This window comes from Mesorhizobium sp. GbtcB19 (assembly GCF_019091085.1).
Lineage (GTDB): Bacteria > Pseudomonadota > Alphaproteobacteria > Rhizobiales > Rhizobiaceae > Mesorhizobium.
This window is the reverse complement of sequence record NZ_JAGXJY010000003.1, coordinates 178,066-202,709: the sequence shown is the minus strand read 5'-3', so window position 1 is coordinate 202,709 and position 24,644 is coordinate 178,066. Positions and strand designations below refer to the sequence as shown.

Annotated in this window: 22 protein-coding genes and 1 pseudogene; 7 read left to right on the top strand and 16 right to left on the bottom strand. The window is 64.4% G+C overall.

What is annotated here, in order from left to right; translation table 11 throughout:
• The 3 genes from KVT37_RS07720 to KVT37_RS07710 all read right to left on the bottom strand — a co-directional run bounded on the left by KVT37_RS07720 (window position 1) and on the right by KVT37_RS07710 (window position 2,011).
• Window positions 1-420, bottom strand: coding sequence for an NAD(P) transhydrogenase subunit alpha (locus KVT37_RS07720; protein WP_217571308.1), 420 nt, complete (start codon window positions 418-420; stop codon window positions 1-3).
• Entirely contained in the window at window positions 420-1,700 is a 1,281-nt protein-coding gene (locus KVT37_RS07715; protein ID WP_217571306.1) for a Re/Si-specific NAD(P)(+) transhydrogenase subunit alpha, read from the bottom strand. Before KVT37_RS07715 ends, KVT37_RS07720 begins: the two co-directional genes overlap by 1 nt.
• 86 nt (window positions 1,701-1,786) lie before the next feature.
• On the bottom strand, window positions 1,787-2,011 hold the full coding sequence (locus KVT37_RS07710; RefSeq protein ID WP_217571304.1) for an aa3-type cytochrome c oxidase subunit IV: 225 nt from the start codon (window positions 2,009-2,011) through the stop codon (window positions 1,787-1,789).
• Window positions 2,012-2,261: 250 nt separating this feature from the next.
• Here KVT37_RS07710 and KVT37_RS07705 point away from each other — a divergent pair, with 250 nt between their 5' ends.
• Window positions 2,262-3,077, top strand: a complete 816-nt coding sequence (locus KVT37_RS07705) for an alpha/beta fold hydrolase (RefSeq protein ID WP_217571302.1) — start codon at window positions 2,262-2,264, stop codon at window positions 3,075-3,077.
• A 10-nt stretch (window positions 3,078-3,087) separates the two neighbouring features.
• Here KVT37_RS07705 and KVT37_RS07700 read toward each other — a convergent pair whose 3' ends face one another.
• From KVT37_RS07700 to KVT37_RS07675, 6 genes and pseudogenes are all read right to left on the bottom strand, one after another.
• Window positions 3,088-3,237: a DUF3096 domain-containing protein gene (locus tag KVT37_RS07700; RefSeq protein WP_217571300.1), complete on the bottom strand. Its 150-nt coding sequence runs from the start codon at window positions 3,235-3,237 to the stop codon at window positions 3,088-3,090.
• Window positions 3,238-3,332: 95 nt separating this feature from the next.
• Window positions 3,333-4,094 (bottom strand): hypothetical protein, encoded by a 762-nt coding sequence (locus KVT37_RS07695; RefSeq protein WP_217571298.1) that lies wholly within the window; start codon window positions 4,092-4,094, stop codon window positions 3,333-3,335.
• A gap of 371 nt (window positions 4,095-4,465) precedes the next feature.
• The gene (locus KVT37_RS07690) at window positions 4,466-6,781 is read right to left on the bottom strand and encodes a bifunctional diguanylate cyclase/phosphodiesterase (protein WP_217571296.1); all 2,316 of its coding nucleotides are present in this window, start codon (window positions 6,779-6,781) and stop codon (window positions 4,466-4,468) included.
• 145 nt (window positions 6,782-6,926) lie between these two features.
• A pseudogene (locus tag KVT37_RS07685) lies at window positions 6,927-10,409 on the bottom strand (indolepyruvate ferredoxin oxidoreductase family protein); the annotation flags it as partial.
• 198 nt (window positions 10,410-10,607) lie between these two features.
• Window positions 10,608-11,138 carry a hypothetical protein gene (locus KVT37_RS07680; protein WP_217571292.1) on the bottom strand — a complete coding sequence of 177 codons (531 nt, stop codon included), beginning with the start codon at window positions 11,136-11,138 and terminating at the stop codon, window positions 10,608-10,610.
• Window positions 11,131-11,739, bottom strand: a complete 609-nt coding sequence (locus KVT37_RS07675; RefSeq protein ID WP_217571289.1) for a CGNR zinc finger domain-containing protein — start codon at window positions 11,737-11,739, stop codon at window positions 11,131-11,133. The genes KVT37_RS07680 and KVT37_RS07675 overlap by 8 nt, the downstream gene beginning before the upstream one ends.
• A gap of 95 nt (window positions 11,740-11,834) precedes the next feature.
• Here KVT37_RS07675 and KVT37_RS07670 point away from each other — a divergent pair, with 95 nt between their 5' ends.
• The 4 genes from KVT37_RS07670 to KVT37_RS07655 all read left to right on the top strand — a co-directional run bounded on the left by KVT37_RS07670 (window position 11,835) and on the right by KVT37_RS07655 (window position 16,395).
• Entirely contained in the window at window positions 11,835-12,740 is a 906-nt protein-coding gene (locus KVT37_RS07670) for a branched-chain amino acid ABC transporter permease (RefSeq protein WP_217571288.1), read from the top strand.
• A 234-nt stretch (window positions 12,741-12,974) separates the two neighbouring features.
• The gene (locus KVT37_RS07665; protein WP_217571286.1) at window positions 12,975-13,580 is read left to right on the top strand and encodes a TRAP transporter small permease subunit; all 606 of its coding nucleotides are present in this window, start codon (window positions 12,975-12,977) and stop codon (window positions 13,578-13,580) included.
• Entirely contained in the window at window positions 13,577-15,358 is a 1,782-nt protein-coding gene (locus KVT37_RS07660; RefSeq protein WP_217571284.1) for a TRAP transporter large permease subunit, read from the top strand. Before KVT37_RS07665 ends, KVT37_RS07660 begins: the two co-directional genes overlap by 4 nt.
• 8 nt (window positions 15,359-15,366) lie before the next feature.
• A complete protein-coding gene (locus KVT37_RS07655; protein ID WP_217571282.1) occupies window positions 15,367-16,395 on the top strand; it encodes a zinc-dependent alcohol dehydrogenase family protein in 1,029 nt (342 codons plus the stop codon).
• 239 nt (window positions 16,396-16,634) lie between these two features.
• On the opposite strand, the gene KVT37_RS07650 is transcribed toward KVT37_RS07655, so the two are convergent.
• Complete coding sequence (locus KVT37_RS07650; protein ID WP_217571280.1) at window positions 16,635-17,744, bottom strand: TRAP transporter substrate-binding protein; 1,110 nt, start codon at window positions 17,742-17,744, stop codon at window positions 16,635-16,637.
• Between the two features lie 241 nt (window positions 17,745-17,985).
• Here KVT37_RS07650 and KVT37_RS07645 point away from each other — a divergent pair, with 241 nt between their 5' ends.
• Window positions 17,986-18,759, top strand: coding sequence for a gamma-glutamyl-gamma-aminobutyrate hydrolase family protein (locus KVT37_RS07645; RefSeq protein WP_217571278.1), 774 nt, complete (start codon window positions 17,986-17,988; stop codon window positions 18,757-18,759).
• Window positions 18,760-18,774: 15 nt separating this feature from the next.
• On the opposite strand, the gene KVT37_RS07640 is transcribed toward KVT37_RS07645, so the two are convergent.
• The 5 genes from KVT37_RS07640 to KVT37_RS07620 form a co-directional block, all read right to left on the bottom strand.
• Window positions 18,775-19,167 carry a hypothetical protein gene (locus KVT37_RS07640; RefSeq protein WP_217571275.1) on the bottom strand — a complete coding sequence of 131 codons (393 nt, stop codon included), beginning with the start codon at window positions 19,165-19,167 and terminating at the stop codon, window positions 18,775-18,777.
• 119 nt (window positions 19,168-19,286) lie between these two features.
• A complete protein-coding gene (locus tag KVT37_RS07635; RefSeq protein WP_217571273.1) occupies window positions 19,287-20,270 on the bottom strand; it encodes a 2-hydroxyacid dehydrogenase in 984 nt (327 codons plus the stop codon).
• Entirely contained in the window at window positions 20,267-21,289 is a 1,023-nt protein-coding gene (locus KVT37_RS07630) for a LacI family DNA-binding transcriptional regulator (RefSeq protein ID WP_127229717.1), read from the bottom strand. Before KVT37_RS07630 ends, KVT37_RS07635 begins: the two co-directional genes overlap by 4 nt.
• A gap of 79 nt (window positions 21,290-21,368) precedes the next feature.
• Window positions 21,369-22,253, bottom strand: coding sequence for a DMT family transporter (locus KVT37_RS07625; RefSeq protein WP_217571854.1), 885 nt, complete (start codon window positions 22,251-22,253; stop codon window positions 21,369-21,371).
• A 183-nt stretch (window positions 22,254-22,436) separates the two neighbouring features.
• The gene (locus KVT37_RS07620) at window positions 22,437-22,847 is read right to left on the bottom strand and encodes a DUF2000 family protein (protein ID WP_217571271.1); all 411 of its coding nucleotides are present in this window, start codon (window positions 22,845-22,847) and stop codon (window positions 22,437-22,439) included.
• 33 nt (window positions 22,848-22,880) lie between these two features.
• On the opposite strand from KVT37_RS07620, the gene KVT37_RS07615 reads away from it, so the two are divergent.
• Entirely contained in the window at window positions 22,881-23,753 is an 873-nt protein-coding gene (locus KVT37_RS07615; RefSeq protein ID WP_254633886.1) for an AraC family transcriptional regulator, read from the top strand.
• A gap of 169 nt (window positions 23,754-23,922) precedes the next feature.
• Here the strand turns inward: KVT37_RS07615 and KVT37_RS07610 are convergent, their stop codons facing one another.
• Window positions 23,923-24,396, bottom strand: a complete 474-nt coding sequence (locus KVT37_RS07610) for a MarR family winged helix-turn-helix transcriptional regulator (protein WP_112097283.1) — start codon at window positions 24,394-24,396, stop codon at window positions 23,923-23,925.
• Window positions 24,397-24,644: the final 248 nt, after the last annotated feature.

Sequence of the window (24,644 nt, the reverse complement as noted above, 5' to 3'; positions counted from 1 at the left end):
TCACTTGTCCTTCTTCTTGTACATGGCAAGCATGCGCTGGGTGACCAGGAAGCCGCCGAAGATATTGACCGAGACCAGCACCAGCGCGACGAAGCCGAAGCCGGCGGCGAGACCCGAGGCAGAGAGACCGACGGCAAGCAGCGCGCCGACGACGATGACCGAGGAGATGGCGTTGGTGACGGCCATCAGCGGCGTATGCAGCGCCGGCGTCACCGACCACACGACATAATAGCCGACGAAGATCGCCAGCACGAAGATGGCAAACTGGAAGACGAAGGGATCGACGGCACCGCCCGAAAGCGCGTGCGCGGCATTGCCGGCCGCTTCCCCAGCGGGCGCGTTGGCAAGATCCTGCACGGCGAGGCGAACGGCGGCGGTCGCCTGGTCGAGCTGATCAAGGGCTTTCTGCAAGGCGTCCATCACGCGGTCCCTTCTGATTTGGACGAGGGCGACTTGGCCGCGGCCGGCTTCTTTGTCGCGGCTTTCTTGGCGGCAGGCTTGGCCGAGGCATCGGCAACCATGGTCGTCGCCGGAATGGCCGCCGGCTCGACGCGCGGCTCTTGCGCTGCCTTGACGAAGTTCGGATGCACGACCTTGCCGCCGTCGGTCAGCATCGTCGCCTTGACCAGTTCGTCGTCGCGCTTGATGGCAAGCTGTTTCGTCGCCTTGTCGACCATGGTCTCGAGGAAGGCGTAGAGGTTCTTGGCATAAAGCAGCGAGGCCGAGGCGGCGACGCGGCCCGGTACGTTGAGATGGCCGACGATCTTGACGCCGTTTTCCGTCGTCACGACCTTGCCGGGCACCGCGCCCTCGACATTGCCGCCGCGCTCGACGGCAAGGTCGATGATCACCGAACCGGGCTTCATTGAGGCGACCATGGCGGCCGAGACCAGCTTCGGCGCCGGACGGCCCGGGATCAGCGCCGTGGTGATGACGATGTCCTGCTTGGCGATGTGCTCGGCGGTGAGCGCCGCCTGCTTGGCCTGGTATTCCTTCGACATTTCCTTGGCGTAGCCGCCGGCCGTCTCGGCCGCCTTGAACTCCTCGTCCTCGACCGCCAGGAACTTGGCGCCGAGCGACTGCACCTGCTCCTTCACGGCCGGGCGCACATCGGTGGCGGTGACGACGGCGCCAAGGCGGCGGGCCGTGGCGATCGCCTGCAGGCCGGCGACGCCGACGCCCATGATGAAGGTCTTGGCCGCCGGCACCGTGCCTGCCGCCGTCATCATCATCGGCAGCGCGCGGTCATATTCGGCAGCGGCGTCGATCACCGCCTGATAGCCGGCAAGGTTGGCCTGCGAGGACAATACGTCCATCACCTGCGCGCGGGTGATGCGCGGCATGAATTCCATGGAGAAGGCGGTGATGCCGGCCTTGGCCATGGCGGCCACCGCGGCATCGTTGCCGTAGGGATCCATGATGGCGATGACGGCGGCGCCGGACTTGTAGCCCTTCAGCTCGGCATCCGTTGGCCGGCGCACTTTCAGCACCACATCGGCCTTCTTGGCGTCGGCCGCCGTGCCGGTCGTGCCGCCGGCGGCAGTGAAATCCTGGTCGGGGATGCGGGAGCCGAGGCCGGCGCCCTTCTCGACGATCACGTCGAAGCCGAGACCGGCCAGACGTTTGACCGTTTCCGGCGAGACCGCGACGCGCGGCTCGTTCGGGTCAAGCTCGCGAGGGATGAACACTATCTGTCCCACCGGATGATCCTTTCGGCTGGAACCTTGATTACGCAAGGCGTCGGCCGGGACGTCCGGCGACGTCGAGGGCAATGGGCTTGGGAAGTCTACCGCAGAATGAGAGTGCCGAGGGCCGTGATCAGGATGAACACGATGAGGCCTGAGAAGAAGCCGCCGACGAAGAAGCCGAAGGCCATCGCGATGAGGATCGCGGCGCAGACCAGCGAGCCGTATTTGGCAAGACCGAGGAAGGCCTTGTAGGTGCGGTCGTGCTCGGCATAGTCCATCTGCGCGCCAAGCTCGACCGGACCGGCGGGCGTGTGATCAGCCATGGAAGTACCCCTTCGAAAAAGCCTTTGAGGCACATAGCGAAAAGCCGAACCAAGAGCAATGGCGCTATTGCCGCACAGCCCGCGACAACAGCCTCAAATGAAAGTTGAAGACCGATCGGAGCCGCGAACCAGGGCGGTCGCCTGACAATCCCTGTCAGCCCTTCTCAACACGCTTTGACAATTTCGCGTTTTCGCACAGGGCGGCAGGGGACTATCGTTGCCGTCTGATAGCACCAGGCGAGGAGTAGCCATGATTTTGCCGGCACAGAGATTTGACTGGAACGGCACCATGATCGCCTGGGGCTCGTTCGGTTCCGGCCCGGCCATCGTGCTCGTCCATGGAACGCCCTTTTCCTCGCATGTCTGGCACCGCGTCGCCCCTGAACTGGCGCGCGACCACACGCTCTATTTCTACGATCTGCCGGGATATGGCCGGTCCGGGAAATGGGAAGGCCAGGACGTCTCGCTGGGCACCCAGAACAAAGCCCTGGCGGCGATGCTGGAGTTCTGGAAGCTCGACCGGCCGAACGTCATCGCCCATGATTTCGGCGGCGCCACCGCCTTGCGCGCGCATCTGATCGACGGCTGCAATTATGAAAGGCTGCTGTTGATTGATCCAGTGGCGGTTCGGCCCTGGGGCTCATCCTTCGTCCAGCATGTCTTGCGCCACGAACCCGCTTTCGCCGGGTTGCCGGATTACATCCATGCGGCGATCCTGAAGGCATACATTGCCGGCGCGGCCGCCAAGCCTTTGTCGGACGCCGACCTGCAGCCCTACATTGCACCATGGACCGGGCCGGTTGGCCAGCCTGCCTTCTACCGGCAGATCGCGCAGATGGACCAGCAGTTCACCGACGAAGTCGAACCGCGCTATCGTGAGTTCCGCTGCCCGGTGACCTTGCTGTGGGGGGAGGAAGACCGCTGGATCCCGCCGCAGAGCGGCGCGAAGCTCGCGGCCATGCTGCCAGACTGCAGCTTGACGCTCATTCCGGGCTCCGGGCATCTCATGCAGGAAGACGCGCCAGAAGCGATCGTCGCCGCAGCCCTGCGCTGTTTCGCCGGCTGAGCGGGTTCATTCAGCTGGCGAGATGCGGGAACAGGCCGAGCAGGCCGACAACGATCAGGTAGAGCGCGACGATGTAGTTGAGGAGCCGCGGCATCACCAGGATCAGCACGCCGGCGACCAGCGAGATCAGCGGCGTCAGCGCGAACGAATGGATGGTCATGGATAGGTCCTTTCCTGCGAAAGAGGCTATTCGCCATCTTGCAGAGCTGCGAACCTGATAACGGCGCAGCCGGCGAAAGGTTCATGGCCCCCGCTTCAGGCAGCGGCGCGATAATATTTCGCCGTCGGCACGATGGACAGCGGCGTCAGCCGGTTGATCGCGGGATTGCCGAACATCAGCCGCTGCTCGGTCAGTGTCGAATGGTAGAAGGGGAACCGTTCGAGCGTGCGGCGCATATTCTCGCCGGCAGGGATCTCGAACAGCGCGATCGGCGCGAGAACGCCCGGGAACTGCTTGGCCTCGCTCCTCTGCACGGCATTGAAGAACCGGGCGTAGAAATGCGAATGCTCGACCTTGACCGGCGTCAGCACCGAGTCCTGGCCAAAATAATTGGAGGCCACCATGGCGATCCGGAGCGTCAGGAAAGGCAGCACGCCGGGCGCCGGCGCGGCGTCTGGATCGGTCGCGAAGCGGGTTCCGTCGATGAAGGTTTCGCCGCGGGAAAGCCGCGGCAGCAAGACCTCGGGATAGGCGTCGATCGAAGGCGAGTATGGCTGCTCGCTGGAGATATAATGAAAGCGCAATGTGCTGACCAATTCACCGTAGCAATAGACGCCGAACCGGTAGGAATTGGGCAGATTGTCCCAGCGATCCTCGAACATCCCGCTGGCGATCGGGCCGCACATGCCGGATTTGACATAGGATTGATAGCGCAGCCGGTAGATCGCTTCGAGATCCTCGCCCCCGGTGATGAGGCGATATTCGACGTGCTCCAAAAGCTGCATCATCGTCCGGTTGAGCAGGGAGTCAGCCTTTGCGCTGGCGCCAGCCGACGCACCCTTCGCCGCAGCTTCCATTATTGTCCGTCCTCGAATTCCGCCTATGAATAGGCTATTCGAGTTGAAATGAGACACAAGCTGAAAATTCGCGATCGCTGATTTACCGCTTGTTAACCTTAATGACCGCGCCCGGTTGGCGGATTTTGTACGAGAGAAAAGCAAACTTCGCCTTGGGCGATTATCTGATCCAACCAGACCGCGACCGGTAAGATCAACCCGAATTCAGAGCTTGAAAACGCCCAGCTGCAATGGGTTTAGACTGGACCTCGGCAAAGCGTTTCTTGAGAACATCCACTCGCTATCGCCGTGCGACGGCGCGCATTCAGGCACCCCGGAAATTGCTCTTTCTCCGGTGCACTTTCCGGACGGAAACCCGCTTGGAATTGTTATTAGCTGGCTGTCCGTTTGCCGGCTATGCGCAGGTCCGCAGCGAACGGCCATGTGACGCTCGACATCGTCTCGATGCCCGACGCACTGAGCGCTGCGCCGAAGAGGAAGCCCTGCACGAAGTCCGGCTTGACGGAATGGACCAGCGTCTTCAGCTGCTCGAAGGTCTCGACGCCTTCGATGGTCACGGAAAGGCCCAGCGTCCGGGACAGGCTGACGATGCCCTTCAGAAGATCGAGCGACTGCCGGTTCTGGTTGACGTCGACCAGGAAGGAGCGGTCGATCTTGATCTTGTCGAGCGGCAGCTTGTGGAGATAGCTCAGGCTGGAGTAGCCGGTGCCGAAATCGTCGAGCGCGATGCGCACGCCAAGCGCCTTCAATTCCTCGATCGACTCGCGCGTCAGCGATTTGTCGTCGAGCAAGGCGGTCTCGGTGACCTCGATTTCGAGCCGGTGCGCCGCCAGGCTCGACTTGGCCAAGGCGTCCCTGACCTTCTGGACGATATCGCGGCTGCGGAAGTCCTTCGCCGACAGGTTGACCGACACGCTGGTCTGGGCCGGCCATTTGGCGCATTCGGCGCAGGCTGCCTCCAGCACGAACGTGCTGATGTCGGAAACGATGCCCATCTCCTCCGCGAGCGGGATGAAGACGCTCGGCGAGACCGGGCCGAGATCGGGGTGGTCCCAACGGCAGAGCGCCTCGCAGCTGGCGATGCGCATGGTGTTGACGGCCACGATCGGCTGATAGACGACACGCAGTTCCCTGGCCTGCACGGCATTGCGCAGGTCGGCCTTCATCAGCTGACGATTGCGGAAGGCGGCATCCATGGCCGCCTCGAACAGCCGCCAGCTGTTCTTGCCGAGCTCCTTGGCCTTGTAGAGGGCAAGGTCGGCCTTGACGATCATGGCGTCCGCGTCGGTGTCCTTGACCTTGGAAAGCACCGCGCCGCCGCTGGTCTGGATGCGCAGCCCGTGGCCGGCGACGTCCACCTCGCCCTGCAGGTCGGCGAAAATCTCGTCGAGCAGGGTGCTGAGATGGCTTTCGTCCTCGACCCGGTCGAAGAAGACCATGAACTCGTCGCCGCCGAAGCGGCTGACGGTGATGCCCGGGCCGGCGATCGCGGCGAGGCGTTCGGCCACGGCATAGATCAACCCGTCGCCGACCGGGTGGCCGAGCGTGTCGTTGACGCTCTTGAAATCGTCGAGATCGAGCACCGCGAGGCCGCAGAGCCGCTCCTGGTCGCCCGAGGCCATCGCCTCGCCGACCAGTTCGTGGAAATAGGCGCGGTTCGGCAGGCCGGTCAGATTGTCGTAGCGCGCCATGAAGCGGATCTTCTCCTCCGCCTCGACGCGCGCCGTCACGTCCTCGAAGGTGATGACGCCGAGTTCCTGGCTACCCTCGCGGGCGGAGAATTCGTAGTGCTGGCCGTTGGCGAGCGAGACCAGCACCTTGCGGTCGCGACCTTCGCGGAGAGCGCGCGTCAGCTGCGCTTCGATGTAGCGGCAGTCTTTCGGCGCCAACATGCCGCCGGCGACGCCGCGCATCAGAAGGCCGTGGATCGAGCGCCCAAGCAAGGCATCGCCCGATTTCAGCGACATCAGGCGGGCGGCTTCGGCATTGGCCACCGCGACGCGGCCGTCGGGCCCCAGCATGACCAGGCCATGCGACATGGTGTTGAGCGCGCGGTCGAACCGGCGCGTCAGGTTCCTGGCCTGCTTGTGGCCGATGACGGCGGAGAACAGCACGTTGCGGACATGGTCGGCGCTGTTGATGGTGATGAAGGTGAGCGGGATGATCATCAGGCCGAGCAGGACCGAGGGGAAATCCATGCGCAGCAGGAGGCCGAGCGCCGCCGGACCGATGAAGGTCACGGAGAAGATCCGCACCATCTGCGGCGAGCCGTAGTTGCGGCCGACGACGGTGACCAGGGTGGCGATGGTCAGCGAGGTCGCTGCCAGTTCGGCGAAGGGATCGGGATAGACATAGATCGATATGAAGCACAGCGAGCCGAGCCCGAGGCCCTGCAAGCTGCCCTTGAGGATGTAGTTGCGCTCCCACCGCCTCGCCTCGTCGACATTGGCAATGGAACCGCCTGCCTTCAGGAAGCCGCGTATGCCCAAGTAACGGAACAGGCTGATGGAGAGCAGCCCGAAAGAAAAGGCCAGAAACAGCGGGTTATGCGTCCGCCAATAGATCATGAAGCCGAGGATCCAGTAGCAAACGCCACCGATCACCAGCATGTGGGCGTTGTCGAACAACGACCGCACAAACTGGATGTAAACATCCGCGGGGATGTTCTCGGTCTTTGTTCTACCCATGCCGTTGGCCCAACACTGCGCCTTGTCATGCCATACCGGCCTTAAGAAAGGCTTAGAACAGCACTTGACTCTGGTTGCAGAGGGTTGAGAGAGGCGGCGCAGGCCAGGAAATTCAGGGGTTTGATGCGGAATCGGGTCGGCGCGGTCACTCCGCCGCGCGAAGCGCCGGCTGCGCCGGAGCCTGGGCCAAACGCTCGATTAACCGCGCACGCTCGCCCGCCGCTTTTTCGGCGCTGGCTTGCCGGACATGGCCGTAGCCGCGGATCAGCGCCGGCACGGAAGCCAGAGCCGTCGCGGCTTCCACTTTGCCCGGCGCCAGCGCGCCGGCGATGCGGTCCAGATCGGCCTCGTATTGTTTCAGCAGCTGCCGCTCCATGCGCCGCTCGGCCGTGTAGCCGAAGAGGTCGAACGCAGTGCCGCGCAGGCCCTTCAGCGCCGCCAGCAGCCGAAACCCCTTCATCATCCACGGGCCGAAGCTCGACTTCCTTGGGCTGCCGTCATTGCCGCGCCGGCCAAGGATCGGCGGCGCGAGATGGAATTCGAGCTTTTCGTAGCTCTGGAACTGCTTGGCGAGGTCGGCGGCGAAAGAACCGTCGGTGTAAAGCCGCGCCACCTCATACTCGTCCTTGATCGCCATCAGCTTGAAGAGGTTTTTCGCGGCCGCTTCGGTCACCGTCGTCGAGCCGGGCACCGCCCTGGCTTCGGCGGCGCGCAAGGTCGCTACACGGTCGGCGTAGCGCCGGGCATAGGCTGCATTCTGATAGGCGGTGAGGAAAGCGACGCGGCGCGCGATGATGTCGTCCAGCGTCTCGGCCGGTTTCGACGCCGGCTTGCCGGTCTGGGCGACCAGGCCACGCACGAAATCGGGCCGGTGCGCGGCGCGGCGGCCCCAGCGGAAGGCGGCTACGTTCATCGCCACCGCTTCGCCGTTCAATTCTATCGCCTTTTCAACGGCTTGCGCCGACAGCGGCAGGCCGCCATGCTGGAAGGCGAAGCCGAGCATGAACATGTTGGCGCCGAGCGAATTGCCGAACAGGGCGGTCGCCGTGCGGGTGGCATCGAAGAAATGCGCCTTGTCCTCGCCGGCGGCCGCGCGGATCGCCTTCTTCAGCCGCTCGACTGGCAGCGAGAAATCGGCGGAGCGGGTGAATTCGCCGGGCATGATCTCGGCGGTGTTGGCGAGGAAGATCGTGTGGCCCTCGCGCACCGCGCCCAGCACCTTCTTTGCGCCGGAGACGACGAGATCGCAGCCGAGCACGAGGTCGGCCTTGCCGGCCGAAACGCGGATGGCGTGGATGTCCTCAGGCGTCGGGGCGATGCGGACATGGGTGAAGACCGAGCCGCCCTTCTGGGCAAGGCCGGCCATGTCGATCATGCCGCAGCCCTTGCCTTCCAGATGCGCGGCCATGCCGAGCACCGCGCCGACGGTGACGACACCGGTGCCGCCGACACCATCGATGATCGCCGCCCAGCCCTGGCCGCCCAGGCGGAACTCGGCCGGCGCGGGCACGCCGTCCAGCGGATCAGCCTTGCCGGCGATGCCTTCGGCCTTCCTGATCTTGCCGCCATGCACCGTGACGAAGGATGGGCAAAAGCCGTTGATGCAGGAGAAATCCTTGTTGCAGCTCGACTGGTCGATGCGCCGCTTACGGCCGAATTCGGTCTCGACCGGCTGGATCGAGACGCAGTTCGACTGCACGCCGCAATCGCCGCAGCCTTCGCAGACCAGCTCGTTGATGAAGACGCGCCTGTCTGGATCGGGGAAGGTGCCGCGCTTGCGGCGGCGGCGCTTTTCGGCGGCGCAGGTCTGGTCGTAGATGAGGACGGAAACGCCCTTCACGTCACGCAATTCGCGCTGGACGAGGTCGAGATCGTCGCGGTGATGGATGGTGACGCCGGCCGGAAACTCGACCTTGCCGGCATATTTGTCGGGCTCGTCGGTGACGACGGCGATGCGGTCGACGCCCTCGGCGCGCACCTGCCTGGCGATCATGTCGACGGTCAGACCGCCCTCATGCGGCTGGCCGCCGGTCATCGCCACCGCATCGTTGTAGAGGATCTTGTAGGTGATGTTGGCGTCGCTCGACAGCGCGAAGCGGATCGCCAGCACGCCGGAGTGGTTGTAGGTGCCGTCGCCGAGATTCTGGAAGATATGGTCGCGCTTGGAGAACGGCGCCTGCCCGACCCATTGCGCGCCCTCGCCGCCCATCGCCGTGAAGCCGACGGTGTTCCTGTCCATCCACAGCGCCATGAAATGGCAGCCGATGCCGGCGGCGGCCAGCGAGCCGTCCGGCACCTTGGTCGAGGAATTGTGCGGACAGCCGGAGCAGAAGAAGGGCGTGCGCGAACCGATGTCGAGCGTGTCGGCGAGCATCGCCTGGAACTGGCGCAGCTTGGCCACGCGCGCGGCGATCTCTTCCGACGGGCCGATGGTGCGCAGGATCCGTTCGCCGAGCGCAATCGCGATCTCGTTCGGATCGAGCGCGCCCTTGGCCGGGAACAGCCAGTCGCCGCGCTCGTCCTTCTTGCCGACGATGACCGGCTGCGTGGCGGTGCCGTAGAGGCTCTCGCGCAGTTGCACCTCGATCAGCGAGCGCTTTTCCTCGACGACGACGATGGTATCGAGGCCGCGCGCGAATTCGGCGATGTGCTGGAAATCGAGCGGCCACGGGCAGCCGACCTTGAACAGGCGGATGCCGATGCGATTGGCCGCGGCTTCGTCGATGCCGATATCCTCCAGCGCCTGGCGGACGTCGAGATAGCTCTTGCCGATGGTGATGACGCCGAGCTTGGGATTGCGGCCGCCGGAATAGACGATGCGGTTCAGCCCGTTGGCGTGGATGAAGGCAGAGGCGGCGGCGCGCTTATATTCATGCAGCCGCTCTTCCTGGCCGAGCATGTCGATCTCGTGGCGGATGTTCAGGCCACCCGCCGGCATGTCGAATTCGGGAATGACTATGTTCAGGCGCTCGATCGAGGCGTCGACTGAAGCCGTCGATTCGATGTTGTCCTTGACGCATTTGATCGCCGCCCAGGTGCCGGCGAAACGCGACATGGCAAAGCCATGGAGGCCGTAGTCGATGATCTCCTGGACGCCGGCCGGATTGAGGATCGGCACCATCGTGTCGACGAAAAGGAATTCGGTGGCGTGCGCGTTGGTCGAGGATTCGGCCATATGGTCGTCGCCCATCAGGGCCAGCACGCCGCCATGTTTCGACGAGCCGGCCAGATTGGCGTGGCGGAAGACGTCGCCGGAACGGTCGACGCCCGGCCCCTTGCCGTACCAGACCGAAAAGACACCGTCATGCGTGCCCTCGCCCAGCAGTTCGGTCTGCTGTGAGCCCCAGCATGCGGTGGCCGCAAGCTCCTCGTTGAGGCCGGGCTGGAAGACGATGTCGGCGGCGGCGAGCTGCTTCTTGGCCCGCCAGAGCTGCATGTCGAGGCCGCCCAGCGGCGAGCCGCGATAGCCGGAGACAAAGCCCGCCGTGTTGAGGCCGGCACGGCGGTCACGCTCGCGCTGCATCAAAAGCATGCGCACCACAGCTTGCGCACCAGACAGGAACACGCGCTCCTTGCCAAGGTCGAACTTGTCGTCGAGCGCGACGTCGTGCAGCGTCATCAGGCATTTCCTCTGCGGAGGCGCTTTTCCAAAAAGCGGCCAACATCGGAGTGGGACGCCGCAGTCTTTCTTCCCTTGCGGGAGAGGTCAAACAAAATCGCAGAGGCCAAGTAACACGCAACAAACCGTCTGGCGAGGTGCCATCGGCGCATTCAAGATCACGCTAACTCGTTCGTGAAGAACAAAAATTTCGCGCAGGCGCGCGTTTCACGTGGCCTTGGAGCAATCCGGCTTCGCCGCGCCGGGCAGCTTTCCGTCGGGATGGCCGGCAAGCTCCGGATTGAGCTCATAGATCGGCCCGGTCACCAGCGGCCGGTCCGGTAGCATCGTCTGATCCTCCGAGGACGTCATCGTGGTGTCGATACTCTGGAGCAGCGTGCCGCTCGCGTCCTGGATACGGATCGAGACGGAATAAGGCTTGTCCTTGACCACGCAGGTGAGCGGCGGGCTGGTCAGCGTGATGTGCGGCAATTTCGGCCAGATCTTCTGGTTGACGATCAGCGGGTCGCCGCCGGCGGGGTTCTGGAAGCTGACGACCGCGACCTGGCCGTCGACCATCGGCCGCAGCGGCTTCAGCGTGATGACATAGGTGGCGATGGCCAGCCGGTAGTTGAACTCGAACAGCTTGCCGGAAATGGCGAAAAGCTGGTCCTTGCCGGTGTCGCGGCAGGCGCCGAGCGCGATTGCGGCGATCAAGGCGGCGCCGACGAGCGCCGAGCGCGATAATGTCCTAAGCATTGCTGACCTCCCTCGCCGCCGTACGGCGGCGGTAATAGCGGTTTGCCTTCTGGCGGTTGCCGCAAACGGCCATGTCGCACCAGAGGCGGCTTGAGTTGCGGCTGCGGTCGACGAACAGCCAACTGCAATTGGGGCAGATCCTCAACCTCGCCACCGTTTCGTCACGCAACAGCGACAGCGCCGAGACGGCCAAGGCCACCTCGAAAGCGATCGGCGTTTGCGGATCGCCGAAAGGCTGGCCCGGCGTCCCGATCTCGGTCGCGCTGCCGGACAGCCCGCCGGCGCAGGCCGTGAGGAAATCCGGCAGATGACCGGTCGCGACCGCGCCGTTCGACACGGCATGACGAAAAAGGCGGTCGGTCGCCTCGCGGATCGAGATGACGGCCGGCTTTATGCCGTCCGGCTCTGGCGCCCTCAGCCGCCGGCCGCCGAGCTCATCGGCACGAAAACCGCTTGCCGCCTCGGCGAAACGGGCGATCTCGGCCGGATCGTCGAAACGGTCGAAAGTCTTTTCCGGATCGTTGCGCAATACGACGGTGTTCGCCGTATCGAGCGCAAGGATGCCGCCGGTGAAGCGGTGCGGGGTCCAGGAGACTGTCATGAGTGGAAATCTAACCGATAAAACGCATTTGACAAGTTAGATTCCGAATGTAACGGTCCATGCGGGGTCGAGTGATACGACCTGTGGGAAGCCGCATGCTCTATTTCTTCCAGCAGGTGCTGAACGGGCTGCATTCGGGCGCGCTCTATGCGTTGCTCGCCTTCGGCTATGTGCTGACCAACGGCATCCTGCATCGCACCAACCTGGCCTATGGCGCGCTGTTCGCCTTTTGCGGCCAGACGATGATCCTGACCGCCGCCTTCGGCTACCAGGCGCTGTGGCTGACGCTGGCTGCCGCGGTGGCGCTCGGCGTGGCCGCCGCCCTGCTTTACGCCGCGCTGATCAGCCATGTCCTGTCGCGCAGCGTGTTCGAACGGCTTGCCGACCGTTCGCCCAACGCGATCGTGGTGACGACGCTCGGCATCCTGATCTTCCTGTCCGAGGCCAGCCGCATCGCCGCCGACACGCACGACCTGTGGCTGCCGCCGATGCTCGCCACCCCGGTCATTTTCGCCGAGGGCGACGGCTTCAAGGTCACGCTCACCGTCATCCAGCTGCTCGACTGCGCGGGGGTCATCGCGGTGGTGGCGCTGGCGGCCTGGCTCTTCTCGCATTCGCATTACGGCCGCGCCTGGCGCGCCGTTTCGGACGACCCCAAGGCGGCGGCCATGTGCGGCGTCGACGTCACCGCCGTGTTCCGCCGCGCCGTGCTGTTTGGCGGCTGCTGCGCGGCCCTGGCCGGGGTGCTTGCCGGTCTCTATTACGGCAATGTCAGCTTCGGCACCGGGCTGGTCTACGGTCTCAAGATCCTGTTCGTGACGGCGGTCGGCGGCTATCTGTCGCCGCTCAGGGCAGCCCTTGGCGCCGCGGCCTTCGGCATGGCGGAATCGCTCTGGGCCGGCTACTTCCCGCTCGAATGGCGCGACGCCTGGATCTACCTCTTCCTCGTCGCCATGCTGGTGCTGATCGGCGCCGGGCGCGACCAGGCCAAGATCGCCTGAACCCTATAGACTTTGGTTGCATGACGCGCGGTGAACCAGCGGCTTTTCGCCGGCGCCATCGTTTGTGGCGGCTTGTCGTGTTGACCTGCCAGACCACGCACTGCATATCGTTGGTCCAAACGACGCGACACCGGAGGGGGAATCGGGCGCGCCGCATGGCACTTTTGAGTCTGCGCATCGTGCTTTCCGAAAATCGAACATGATTTTCGGGCCGATGCGCGAGGGAGGATATGCATGGCAGGGCTGCTCGCTCTATCCAGGACGATCGACCGCATCAATGAATTCATCGGCCGCTGGGTCTCTTGGCTGATCCTGCTGGCGATCCTGGTGAGCGCCGGCAATGCCGTCATCCGCAAGGTGTTCGACATCTCCTCCAACGCCTGGCTGGAGCTGCAATGGTACCTGTTCGGCGCCGCCTTCATGCTGGCCGCCGCCTACACGCTGAAGCAGAACGACCACATCCGCATCGACATCGTCTACGGCATGTTCTCGCGGCGCGTGCAGCACTGGATCGACCTGCTCGGCCACCTCTTCTTCCTGATGCCCTTCGTGGTGCTGATGGTGGTCTATTTCGTGCCCTATGTGTCGCTGTCCTTCCACAGCGGCGAGATGTCGACCAATGCCGGCGGCCTGATCGTATGGCCGGCCAAGGCGATCCTGCTGGTCGGCTTCTTCCTTTTGGCGCTGCAAGGCGTTTCCGAGATCATCAAGAAAATAGCCATCATGCGCGGCGACATGGACGACCCCAATCCCTTCATATCGGCGCATGACCAGGCCAGGCTCGAGGCCGAGGCGCTGGCCGAAGAAGCCAAGGCGATCGCGGGCGAGGCCCGCCAATGATCGAATTCATCGCCCAGAACATGGCGCCGATCATGTTCGCCTCGCTGATCATCTTCCTGCTGATCGGCTACCCCGTCGCCTTCTCGCTCGCCGCCAACGGTCTGCTGTTCTTCTTCATCGGCGTGGTGCTGTCGCCCTATTCCGGCGGCTCGATCAACCTCGCCTGGCCGCTGCTGCATGCGCTGCCCGACAATTTCTACGGCACCAGGGTGATGTCCAATGACACGCTGCTGGCAATACCCTTCTTCACCTTCATGGGCATCGTGCTGGAACGCTCCGGCATGGCCGAGGACCTGCTCGACACGATCGGCCAATTGTTCGGGCCGATCCGTGGCGGACTTGCCTATGCGGTGATCTTCGTCGGCGCGCTGCTCGCCGCCACAACCGGCGTGGTGGCAGCCTCCGTCATCGCCATGGGCCTGATCTCGCTGCCGATCATGCTGCGCTACGGCTATGACCGCAGGCTGGCCTCGGGCGTCATCGCGGCCTCCGGCACGCTCGCCCAGATCATCCCGCCCTCGCTCGTGCTGATCGTGCTTGCCGACCAGCTCGGACGTTCGGTCGGCGACATGTATGCCGGCGCCCTGATCCCGGGCCTCGTGCTCACCGGCCTCTACATGCTCTACATCCTGATCATGTCGATCGTCCGGCCGAATTCGATGCCGGCGCTGCCGCCCGAGGCCCGCACGCTCGGCCATGGCGTGATCTCGCTGATCGTGGCGTTGCTAATCACGAGCGCTATCTCCTACGGCGCCTACCGCTATCTCGCGCCAACGCAGGGCGACAATGCCGACATCCTCGGCTTCGCCGTCGGTGTCATCGTCATCTATGTCGTCGCCATCGTCGACCAGCGGCTGAGGTTCAACCTCATGTCGAAGCTGGCGCAGCAGGTGGTGATCGTGCTGATCCCGCCGCTGGCGCTGATCTTCCTGGTGCTGGGCACGATCTTCCTCGGCATCGCCACACCGACCGAGGGCGGCGCCATGGGCTCCGTCGGCGCGCTCATCATGGCGTCGCTGAAGGGCAGGTTGACGATGGATGTCGTCAAGCAGGCGCTGACCTCGACGACCAGGCTTTCCTCCTTCGTGCTGTTCATCCTGATCGGCGCGCGCGTGTTCTCACTCACCTTCTACGGCGTCAACGGCCACATCTGGGTCGAGCATCTGCTGACCTCGCTGCCCGGCGGCGAGACCGGCTTCCTGATCGGCGTCAACATCCTGGTCTTCGTGCTCGCCTTCTTCCTCGATTTCTTCGAGCTCGCGTTCATCATCGTGCCGCTGCTGGCGCCCGCCGCCGACAAGCTCGGCATCGACCTGATCTGGTTCGGCGTGCTGCTCGGCGTCAACATGCAGACCAGCTTCATGCATCCGCCCTTCGGCTTCGCGCTGTTCTACCTGCGCTCGGTCGCGGCCCGCGTGCCTTATCTCGACAGGATCACCGGCAAGCAGATCGCGCCGGTCACCACCGGCCAGATCTATTGGGGCGCGGTGCCGTTCGTTGGCATCCAGGTGATCATGATCGGGCTCACCATCGCCTTCCCGCAAATGGTCATGCGCTACAAGGGGCCGGCGGTTGAGCCCGGCACGATCGACTATCAGGTGCCGCAGGCTCCTGGATTGTCGCCGCCTCCGGCGAACAACGGCGCGGCTCCCGCCAATGGCGGCGCGCCGGCGGCACCCGGCACGCCGGACCTGTCACAACCGCCGAATTTCGGCGACGCGCCGGCCCAGCCGGCAGCGCCGGCGCCGGACCTCTCGCAACCGCCCAAATTCAACTGAGGTGAACCATGAAGGCCGTGCGGCTGGAAGCGGTAGGCAAGATCGCGCTGCGCGAGGTCGCGAAACCCGTTCCCGGGCCTGAGGACGTTCTCGTGCGCATCGAGGCCTGCGGCGTCTGCGGCACCGACCGGCATCTTTTCCACGGCGAGTTCCCCTGCACGCCGCCGGTTACGCTCGGCCATGAGTTCTCCGGCATCGTCGAAGCCGTCGGCGAGGCGGTGCCCGCCATCGCCGTCGGCGACCGCGTCACCGGCGATCCCAACATCGCCTGCGGGCGCTGCGCCCACTGCCATGCCGGCCGCGTCAATCTCTGCAGCAACCTCAGGGCCATCGGCATCCACCGCGACGGCGGGTTTGCCGACTATGTGCTGATGCCGCACAAACAGGCGTTCCGGTTGCCCAAGGATCTCAAGCCGACGCATGGCGCGTTCTGCGAGCCGCTGGCCTGCTGCCTGCACGGCGTCGATTTGGCCGCGATCCGGCCGGGCGCGTCGGTGGCGGTGCTCGGCGGCGGCGTGATCGGCCTGCTCGTCGTGCAACTGGCGAAGCTTGCCGGTGCTGCGACCATCATCCTGTCAACCAGGCAAGCCTCGCGCCGCGCGCTTGCCGAGGAGCTCGGCGCGACCGCGACGATCGACCCCAGCGCCGGCGACCCGATCGCGGCAGTCGCCGGGCCGAACGGCCTGGCGCCGGGCGGGGTCGACGTGGTGTTGGAATGCGCCGGCGTGCGCGACACGGTGGAGCAGTCGATGCGCATCGCAAGGGCCGGCGGCACGGTCGTCATCGTCGGTGTGGTGCCGCAAGGCATGAAGGTGGAAATCGAGCCGTTCGATCTTTTGTTTCGCGAATTGAAGGTGCTTGGATCCTTCCTCAATCCGTTCACGCATGGCCGGGCGGCGCAGCTGATCGCCTCGGGCGCGATCGAGGTCGACCGGCTGATTTCGAAGCAGGTCAGCCTGGAAGAGGCGCCGGACGTGATTGCCAACCCACCCGCGCCGGGCGAGGTCAAGGTGCTGGTTGTGCCGGGCCGAGGGTGACAGCAGGCTACGTTGACGGTTGGCGAAACCACCGGCGACAGCTCCCCTCTCCCCGTCACTATACGGGGAGAGGATGCCGGCAGGCAGGTGAGGGGCAGCGCCAATGCTGGATGGACAAGACACGAACTCGGGGCTTCAGCTTCCACTCAAGCCTACAGCCGCCGAAGTCGGCGCTGCCCCTCATCCGCCCTTCGGGCACCTTCTCCCCGTATAGTGACGGGGAGAAGGAGGAGCCTGGCCTAAAGCTTGCCGTTGCGCTGCTGCACCATCATGAAGGTGTCGTAATTGTATTCGGCGACCTGGGCCCAGAGATAGTGCTCCTTGCGGAAGGCCTTGATCGATTCCCAGATCTTCTTGAACGGCGCGTTGTTGGCCTCCATCTCGGCATAGACCTCGTTGGCCTTGTCGAAACAGGCCGCCATGATCTCCTGGCTGAACGGCCGGAGCTTGGCGCCACCGGCCACCAGCCGCCGCACCGCCGGCGGATTCACATAGTCGTATTTCTGCAGCATGTTGGCGTCGGCGGCCTGCGCAGCGGTGCGCAAGAGCGATTTATAAGCCGGCGAAAGTTCTTCGTATTTCGCCTTGTTGAACAGAAGATGGACGGTCGGGCCGCCTTCCCACCAGCCGGGATAATAGTAGTAGGGCGCGACCTTGTAGAAGCCGAGCTTCTCGTCGTCATAGGGGCCGACCCATTCGGCAGCGTCGATGGTGCCCTTCTCCAGCGCCGGGTAGATGTCGCCGCCGGCGATCTGCTGCGGCACCACGCCAAGCCTCTCGATGACCTTGCCGGCAAAGCCGCCGATGCGCATCTTGAGGCCCTTCAGATCCCCGACGCTGTTGATTTCCTTGCGGAACCAGCCGCCCATCTGAACGCCGGTATTGCCACCCGGCAAGCCGAACAGACCCTGCGCTCCGAGGAACTCGTTGAACAGGTCGATGCCGCCGCCATGGTAGTGCCAGGCGTTCATGCCGCGCGCGTTGAGCGAGAAAGGCACGGCGGCGCCCAGCGCCCAGGTGGGGTCCTTGCCCCAGTAATAATAGGCCACGGTGTGGGCCGCTTCGACGGTGCCGGCAGCGGTGGCGTCGGCCGCCTGCAGGCCGGGCACCAGCTCGCCCGAAGCGAAGACCTGGATCTGGAAATTGCCATCGGTCGCTTCCGACAGCATCTTGGAGAACACTTCGGCGCCGCCATAGATCGTGTCGAGCGATTTCGGGAAGGACGATGCCAGCCGCCAGGTCACTTTCGGATTGGACTGGGCTATCGCCGGCGTGGCAAGTGCGGCGGCCGCTGCCGCAGCACCGACACCGGACGCACCGGCCTTACGGATGAATGAACGACGATCCATGCGGTTTCCTCCCTTGCGGATCAGCTGACCGACCTATGGGCCTCGCTGCCTTGGCCGGTTGCGCGAAACAATACACGGGCAAGATGTCGAGTCCAGCATCGCGGGCAACGTGCAACTATAGTCTAACGCCATCCGCCCTGGCCTATGCGAGGCCGCGAAACTTGCCATGGCAAACTGCCTTCAGATCGCCTATTTTGTAGGCAGATTAACGCCTTGGCTCTCGAAGGAATCCAAACCCAAAATGCAGCAACCGCTCGTCGCAGTCTCGTCCGACGTCCGCCAGTTCGACAACTACACCTGGCACGCCGCGCCCCAGCAATATCTGGAAGCGGCGATCGCCGGCGCCGGCGTGTTCCCGCTGCTGGTGCCGTCCTTCGGCGACCGTCTAGACCTCGACGAATTGCTGTCGTCGGTCGACGGCGTCATGCTGACGGGTTCGAAATCCAACGTGCATCCCTCGCTTTATGACGGCGACCCGAGCGAGGCCAACGGTCCTTACGATCCGGCGCGCGATGCCACGACGCTGCCGCTGATCCGCAGGGCGCTCGAGCGCGGCGTACCGTTGCTCGCCATCTGCCGCGGCATCCAGGAGCTGAACGTGGCGCTGGGCGGCACGCTGGGCACCGAGATCCAGGAACGCGAAGGCTCGCTCGATCACCGCGCGCCGGTGAGCGACAATCAGGACGAGCGTTTCGCCATCCACCAGACGATCTCGATCAAGCCGGGCACCTGCCTTGCAGGCGTGTTCGGCGCCGGCGAGATCAAGGTCAACTCGCTGCATCGGCAGGGGATCGACCGGCTCGGCCCGAAACTGCAGGTCGAGGCTTTGGCCACTGACGGCACGATCGAGGCGGTCTCGGTCAAGGACGCCCGCGCCTTCGCGGTCGGCGTGCAGTGGCACCCCGAATATTGGGTGAAGTCGGACAGCAATTCCGCCAAGATTTTTCGCGCATTCGGCGACGCCGTGCGGCTGCATGCGGCGGCAAAGGCCGGCGCCCGCGCGGCGGCGGAATAGACCTGCTGCTTAAAATCAGTTGTTGCTGTCGTTGTTCAGCGCCAGAAGCGGCGCGGTCGGCGCATAGGATTCGTAGCCATCGCCATCGGCGACGCTGAAGGTGACGATCGGGTCGATCCCATTCGTGCTGAAGGCGACCGTCCCGTCGGCCTGCTCGCGCCAGAATTTGGCGCGTTCGATGCCGGGCATCAGCTTGCGGCAGTTCGGCGCGACCGAAAGCAGCGATAGACCGTCCGAGACCTCGGCGCCACGGTGAATGGCGCAGGCCGCTTCGTCGCCGTTGGCGGTCAATCGATACGTGCTCGAGGAAGCGGTCTCGACGGCCAGGCTTCGGCTCTCGCCGCCATACAGGAAATGCGCGCCTCCGAACAACGCAACCGACGCAACCAACCCGGCAACCAGCTTCACGCCGCTTCTCCATACTCACCAAGTATGGAAAATGATTTCAAAGCGTTAAGCGGCGGTTAATGCACTACCGAAGCATTAACACATGTGGCGGGGACACTTAGGTTTCTTCCTGGGGTGCTCTAGCCGCGCGCCTTGACATTGACCGTTTCCGGAACCGGGGTGAGCGGCCGGCGCTCGGTGAACCAAGACACGAGATTGTCGACGCACAGATCCGCCATCGCGCGGCGCGTATGCTCGGAGGCGGAGCCGACATGCGGCAATAGCGAGGTGTTGGGCGCACCGAGCAGCGCTTGCGGCACGTTCGGTTCGTCGGCAAAGACGTCGAGCCCGGCGGCGGCGATGGTTCCGCTTTCGAGAGCCGCGGCGAGGGCTGCCTCGTCCACGGTCGAGCCGCGGCCGATGTTGACGAAGACGCCGTTCGAACCCAGCGCCGACAAGATTTCGGCATTGATCGCCTTCTCCGTGGCGGCGCCGCCCGGCGCAATGCAGACCAGCGTGTCGACGGCTTCGGCGAGGCTTTTCAACGTGGAATGGTATTCGTAGGCGAGGCCATCGACCTTGCGGCGGTTGTGATAGGCGACAGGCAGACCAAACACTTCAAGGCGGCGCGCCACGGCAAGGCCGATGCGGCCCATGCCGAAAATGCCGACGCGGCGGCCGCGCAAGGTAAGCCGGCTCAGGCGATAGTTGCCATTCTTCACCCAGTCGCCGTCGCGCAGATATTTCTCGGCGGCATAGAGTTCGCGCACGGTGTTGATCAAAAGGCCGATCGTGGTGTCGGCGACCTCCTCGGTCAAAACATCCGGCGTGTTGGTGACCATGATGTTTTTCCTGGCCGCGTGGCCGGCATCGACCGAATCATAACCCACACCGAAGGACGCGATGAGCTCGAGGTTGGGCAGAGCGTCCATCATCGCCGCATCGATGCCGGCGAAGGACGCTATGGCGCGCACGTCGCGGCGCATCTCGTCGGTGACCAGTGCCGGATCGGCGCGCTCGATCCTGACCCGTTTGAAGGTCCGGTCGATACGCTCGACCGCATGGTCGTTGAAATGACCCGGCACCAGGACGGCGACGGTCTGCAACTCGTCAGCCTTGGTCATGCACGCTCCACCGGCTTGCCGGTCGACTGCCGCACATGCAGCTCCGGCTTGATCAATTCCTGCGAGGGTCGCACCGCCTGCCCGTTCAATTTGTCGAGCAGGGCGCTGGCGGCGCGGCGGCCGACTTCGCGCTGGCCGTTCCAGACGGTGGTCAGCGCCGGCGTCGCGATCGCCGCCTCCTCGAGATCGTCATAGCCGGTGACCGAGATATCGACGCCCGGCACGAGGCCGGCGCGCGCGATGCCGTTCATCAGCCCGATCGCGACCAGATCATTCCAGCAGCAGGCGGCGGTCGGTTTGTCCTTCAGCGCCAGAAACTGTCCCGCGGCCTCAAAACCGGCCTGCTTGGTGCGCGGACCGGGAATGCGCCAGGACGGCCTGACCTCAAGCCCGGCCGCCTCCATGGCGTTGACATAGCCCTGGTAGCGGTCGCGGCCGGTCGAGGTCTGGTCGGTGCCGCCGATCATGGCGATGCGCTTGTGGCCGAGCGAGATCAGATGATTGGTGGCAAGCGCGGTGCCATAGGCGTCGTCGCCGCGGAACACCGGCACGTCGGCGCCGGCGACGGTGCGCGCGATCAGCACCGCCGGCAGGCCGTTTTCCTCGGCCATGATGATATCCTCAGCCGGCGTGCCGATGGCCGGCGACATGATGACGCCGTCGGCGCCGAGCTGCAGCAGCGTGTCGATGAAGGTACGCTGCTTTTCGAGCTGGTCGTAATGATTGGACAGGATGAAAGTCTGGCGGCTGCGGTCGAGCTCGCTTTCGATCGAGCGCAGGATCTCGGCGAAGAACGGGTTCATGATGTCGTGCACGACGACGCCGACGATGCCGGAGCGCGAGGTGCGCAACGAGGCGGCGCGGCGGTTGTAGATATAGCCGATGGCGCGGGCGTGTTCCTTGATACGCTCGCGCGTGGCGCCGGCCACCAGCGGGCTGTCGCGCAGCGCCAGCGAAACCGTTGCCGTGGAGACGCCGAGCGCATCCGCGATCGTCGAAAGCTTGATCTTCTGTGCCAGTGCCCTTCGCTCCCCAGGGTCTCGGAACCACGTCTTTAAATTTTTTAAATGCGGCCTTATGCCATCGATCAGGAGCGATTCAAAGTTTTTTCGCCAGGGTTTCAGCTTCTGTATCCACCGTTGCGAGATTACGCAGACGAAGCCGGTGCTCGCGGTGGATGATGTAGAGACCGCTGGCGACGATGATGGCCGCACCCAGCAGCGTCCAGCGGTCCGGGAACTGGTGGAAGATCACCCAGCCGGAAATGATCATCCACACCATCTGCGAATAGGGGTAAGGCGCAAGTGCGGTGGTGGTGGCGAGGCGATAGGCCTGCACCAGCAGATAGTGGCCGCCGGCGCCGAAGACGCCCAGCATCAGCAGAACGACCCAGTGCCAGCCGTCCTGCGGCAGCGCATGCGAGAAGGGCAGCGTGGGCAAGAGCAGCACCGCCGGCGCCAAGGCCGAGAACAGGATCAGGCTCTCGGACGTCTCGGTCGACGACATGCGTCGGGTCATGATGACGTAGAAGGAGTTCGACAACATCGAGCCGAGCGCGAAGAGATGGCCGATGCCGAACACACCGACACCGGGCCGGGTGATGACGAGCACGCCGACAAAGCCGGTAAGGATCGCCAGCCAGCGCCGCCAGCCGGCCCATTCGCCGAGCAGTGGGCCGGCAAGCGCCGTGATGACCATCGGGCCGAAGAAATAGATCGATGTGGTCTCGGCCAGCTGCAGCGTCTTCAGCGCAAGGATGTTGAACATGGTCGAGCCGAAAAGCAGGCAGCCACGCAAGAGATGCGCCGGCAGGTTGTTGGCGCGGAAGCGCACCGGCTCGCGCCAGCCGCGCAGGAAGACGCCGACGAGCAGGACGTGGACCGTGAAACGGGCCCAGGCGACGATCAGCGCCGAAACGCCGGCCAGCACCAGATATTTGCTGGAGGTGTCGAGAAAGGTGAAGCAGACATAGACGCAAAGCATCAAAAGCATCGCCGCGGGCGGCGTTGCGCTGTCGTCGCTGGTTTTGGAAATGGTCAAGGTCGGGCCGAAGGAAGATAGACGTAACCCTTCTGCGGCAATCGCCGCTGGCCGGCAAGCCAAAAGCGACTGGCCCAACAAGCGTCCTGTGCAGGCTTAGTCGGGGGCCGACGGGCTCGACCTGGTTCAGGCATGCATGCGGGCGCCCTTGGTGATCTTGTCGACCAGCTTCTTCTCAGCCCGCAGCGCGATGCCGACGATCTTGGCGTCGTCCGGGGCGAATTCGGCGAACACGGCGCGGTTCGCGACGTCGTGGCCGGTCGAAAACATTTCCTCGATATAAGCGGATGTCGTGATGCCGCGTTCCAGCGCCCGGCGATGGATCGTGCTCAGCGTTGCCCCATCCGCCGACAAGACGATGACCGGCTGGATGGACATTGGGTTGTAGAGATTGCCGGCGCGGTCGCGATAGGCCTCGCCGATGATCTCGGGGAACTGCGCCACGATGCCGCTGGTCAGGAACGCCGTGACGTTGAGCTTCTGCCACACCGGCAGATCGTCCCACAGCACGATTGCAATTTTCGAATCGAATACCAAGATGGAGACTCCGAGAGATGGCCCATGACGGGCATGGATGAGGCGATGACGCTTGGTCTAGGCGGCGAGACGCTGGGAGGTCTTGAACGTTCGTGCGCCGATGCAAGCGGAGACCGCATCGTTGCGGCGCCGGGCGGACTCGGCCTCGAACGCATCGAGGCGCGCTTTCATGGCAACGCCTTCGACCTGCACCGGCACGACACCTATGCCATCGGCGTGACGCTCGACGGCGTGCAGCGCTTCCACTATCGCGGCGCGCTGCAGCACAGCCTGCCCGGCCAGGTGATCGTGCTGCATCCGGACGAATTGCATGATGGCGGCGCCGGCACGGAAGACGGGCTGCGCTACAGGATCCTCTACCTGGAACCGTCCCTGCTGCTCGACTGCCTCGGTGGCGCGCCGCTGCCTTTCGTCCGCGACGCCGTGGTAAGCGACTCGCGTTTGCGCGACACGCTGCTCTCAGCGCTGATGCCGCTCGACGAAGAGCTCGGCGACCTGTTCGTGGCCGATTTCGTTGCGCAGCTGGCGCAACACCTTCAACGCCATGCCGGAAAGCCGGCAAAGGCTGCTGGAAAGACCGCGTGGCGCGCCGCGGCACTTGCCCGCGACTATCTGGAAGAGAATGCCGAGCGGCCGGTACGCTCGGATGAGCTGGAAGCTGTTACCGGCCTCGACCGCTATGCGCTGTCGCGGCATTTCCGCGCGACCTATTCGACCAGCCCGCATCGCTTCCTGTTGATGCGCCGGCTGCAAAGGGCGCGGCGCATGATCGCCGAGGAAGAGTCGCTGGCGGAAATCGCCGCTGCGGCCGGCTTCAGCGATCAGAGCCATTTCAACCGGCATTTCAAGAAGGCGTTCGGGGTGACGCCAGGGCGCTGGGCGGCGCTGGTAAGCGCGACGCGTTAGCGTCGTCGCTCAACCGCGAGACGTCCGGTGATAGCGCTCAGGCGCGACGCGCAGCGTCGTCGCCCTTTCCGCTAAGCCGCCGATGCTTGAGTGGTGCGTCGCCCGAGACGACGCTTGCGCGTCGCTCGTTATGTCGGAACGTATCGCGGTTGAGCGATGACGCTGCGCGTCACGCTTCATCCAACTCCGCGTCGTCGTCGATCAGGACCAGATCTTCGTTCGACAGATTGGCCTCGATGCGGGCGAGCAGCTTGAACAGAGCCTTCTGGTCCTTCTTGTCGAGACCCTTCAGAGCCTGCTTCTCGGTCTTCTTGACCGACTTCTCGATGGCTCGGATGGTTTCGCGGCCGCTCTCGGTGAGGAAGATATGCGCCTGGCGGGCATCGGCCGAGGAGGCGCGCTTTTCCAGGAAACCCTGAGCCTGCAGCCGGTTGATGGTCTTGGTGATGGTCGGCGGCCGCACGCCCAGCCGGCCCGCGAGATTGCCTGGCGTCTGGCCGTCCTCGCGGTCGAGCGCCAGCATGATCTGGTCCTGGCCGGCGTAGAAGCCGTGCGCCAGAAGCCGCGCCGCGAGCGCCGTGCGCGCCAGCCGCGCCGCCGAATGCAGCCGGCTCATTGTCGCTGTCTTGTCCGCCTTGGCCATGGTCATTCCCTCTTCGGCCGAACCGGTCCGGACAGCATAGGAGCTGCGCGACGGCTGGCAAATGACGATTTAAAGAGTCCGGCTCGGAGAACGCTTTGCCGGCAAGCATTGCGGTGCCCGCGCAGGTGATGCCAGATGTTTATTTCAGTTAGATGACAAACGACTTTTGAACCGGCGAGATTCACAGCGGCGCGGCATCGAGCACACCGGAACCCGACAAGCAGTTCCGCCGGTGCAGCGCTTTGGCG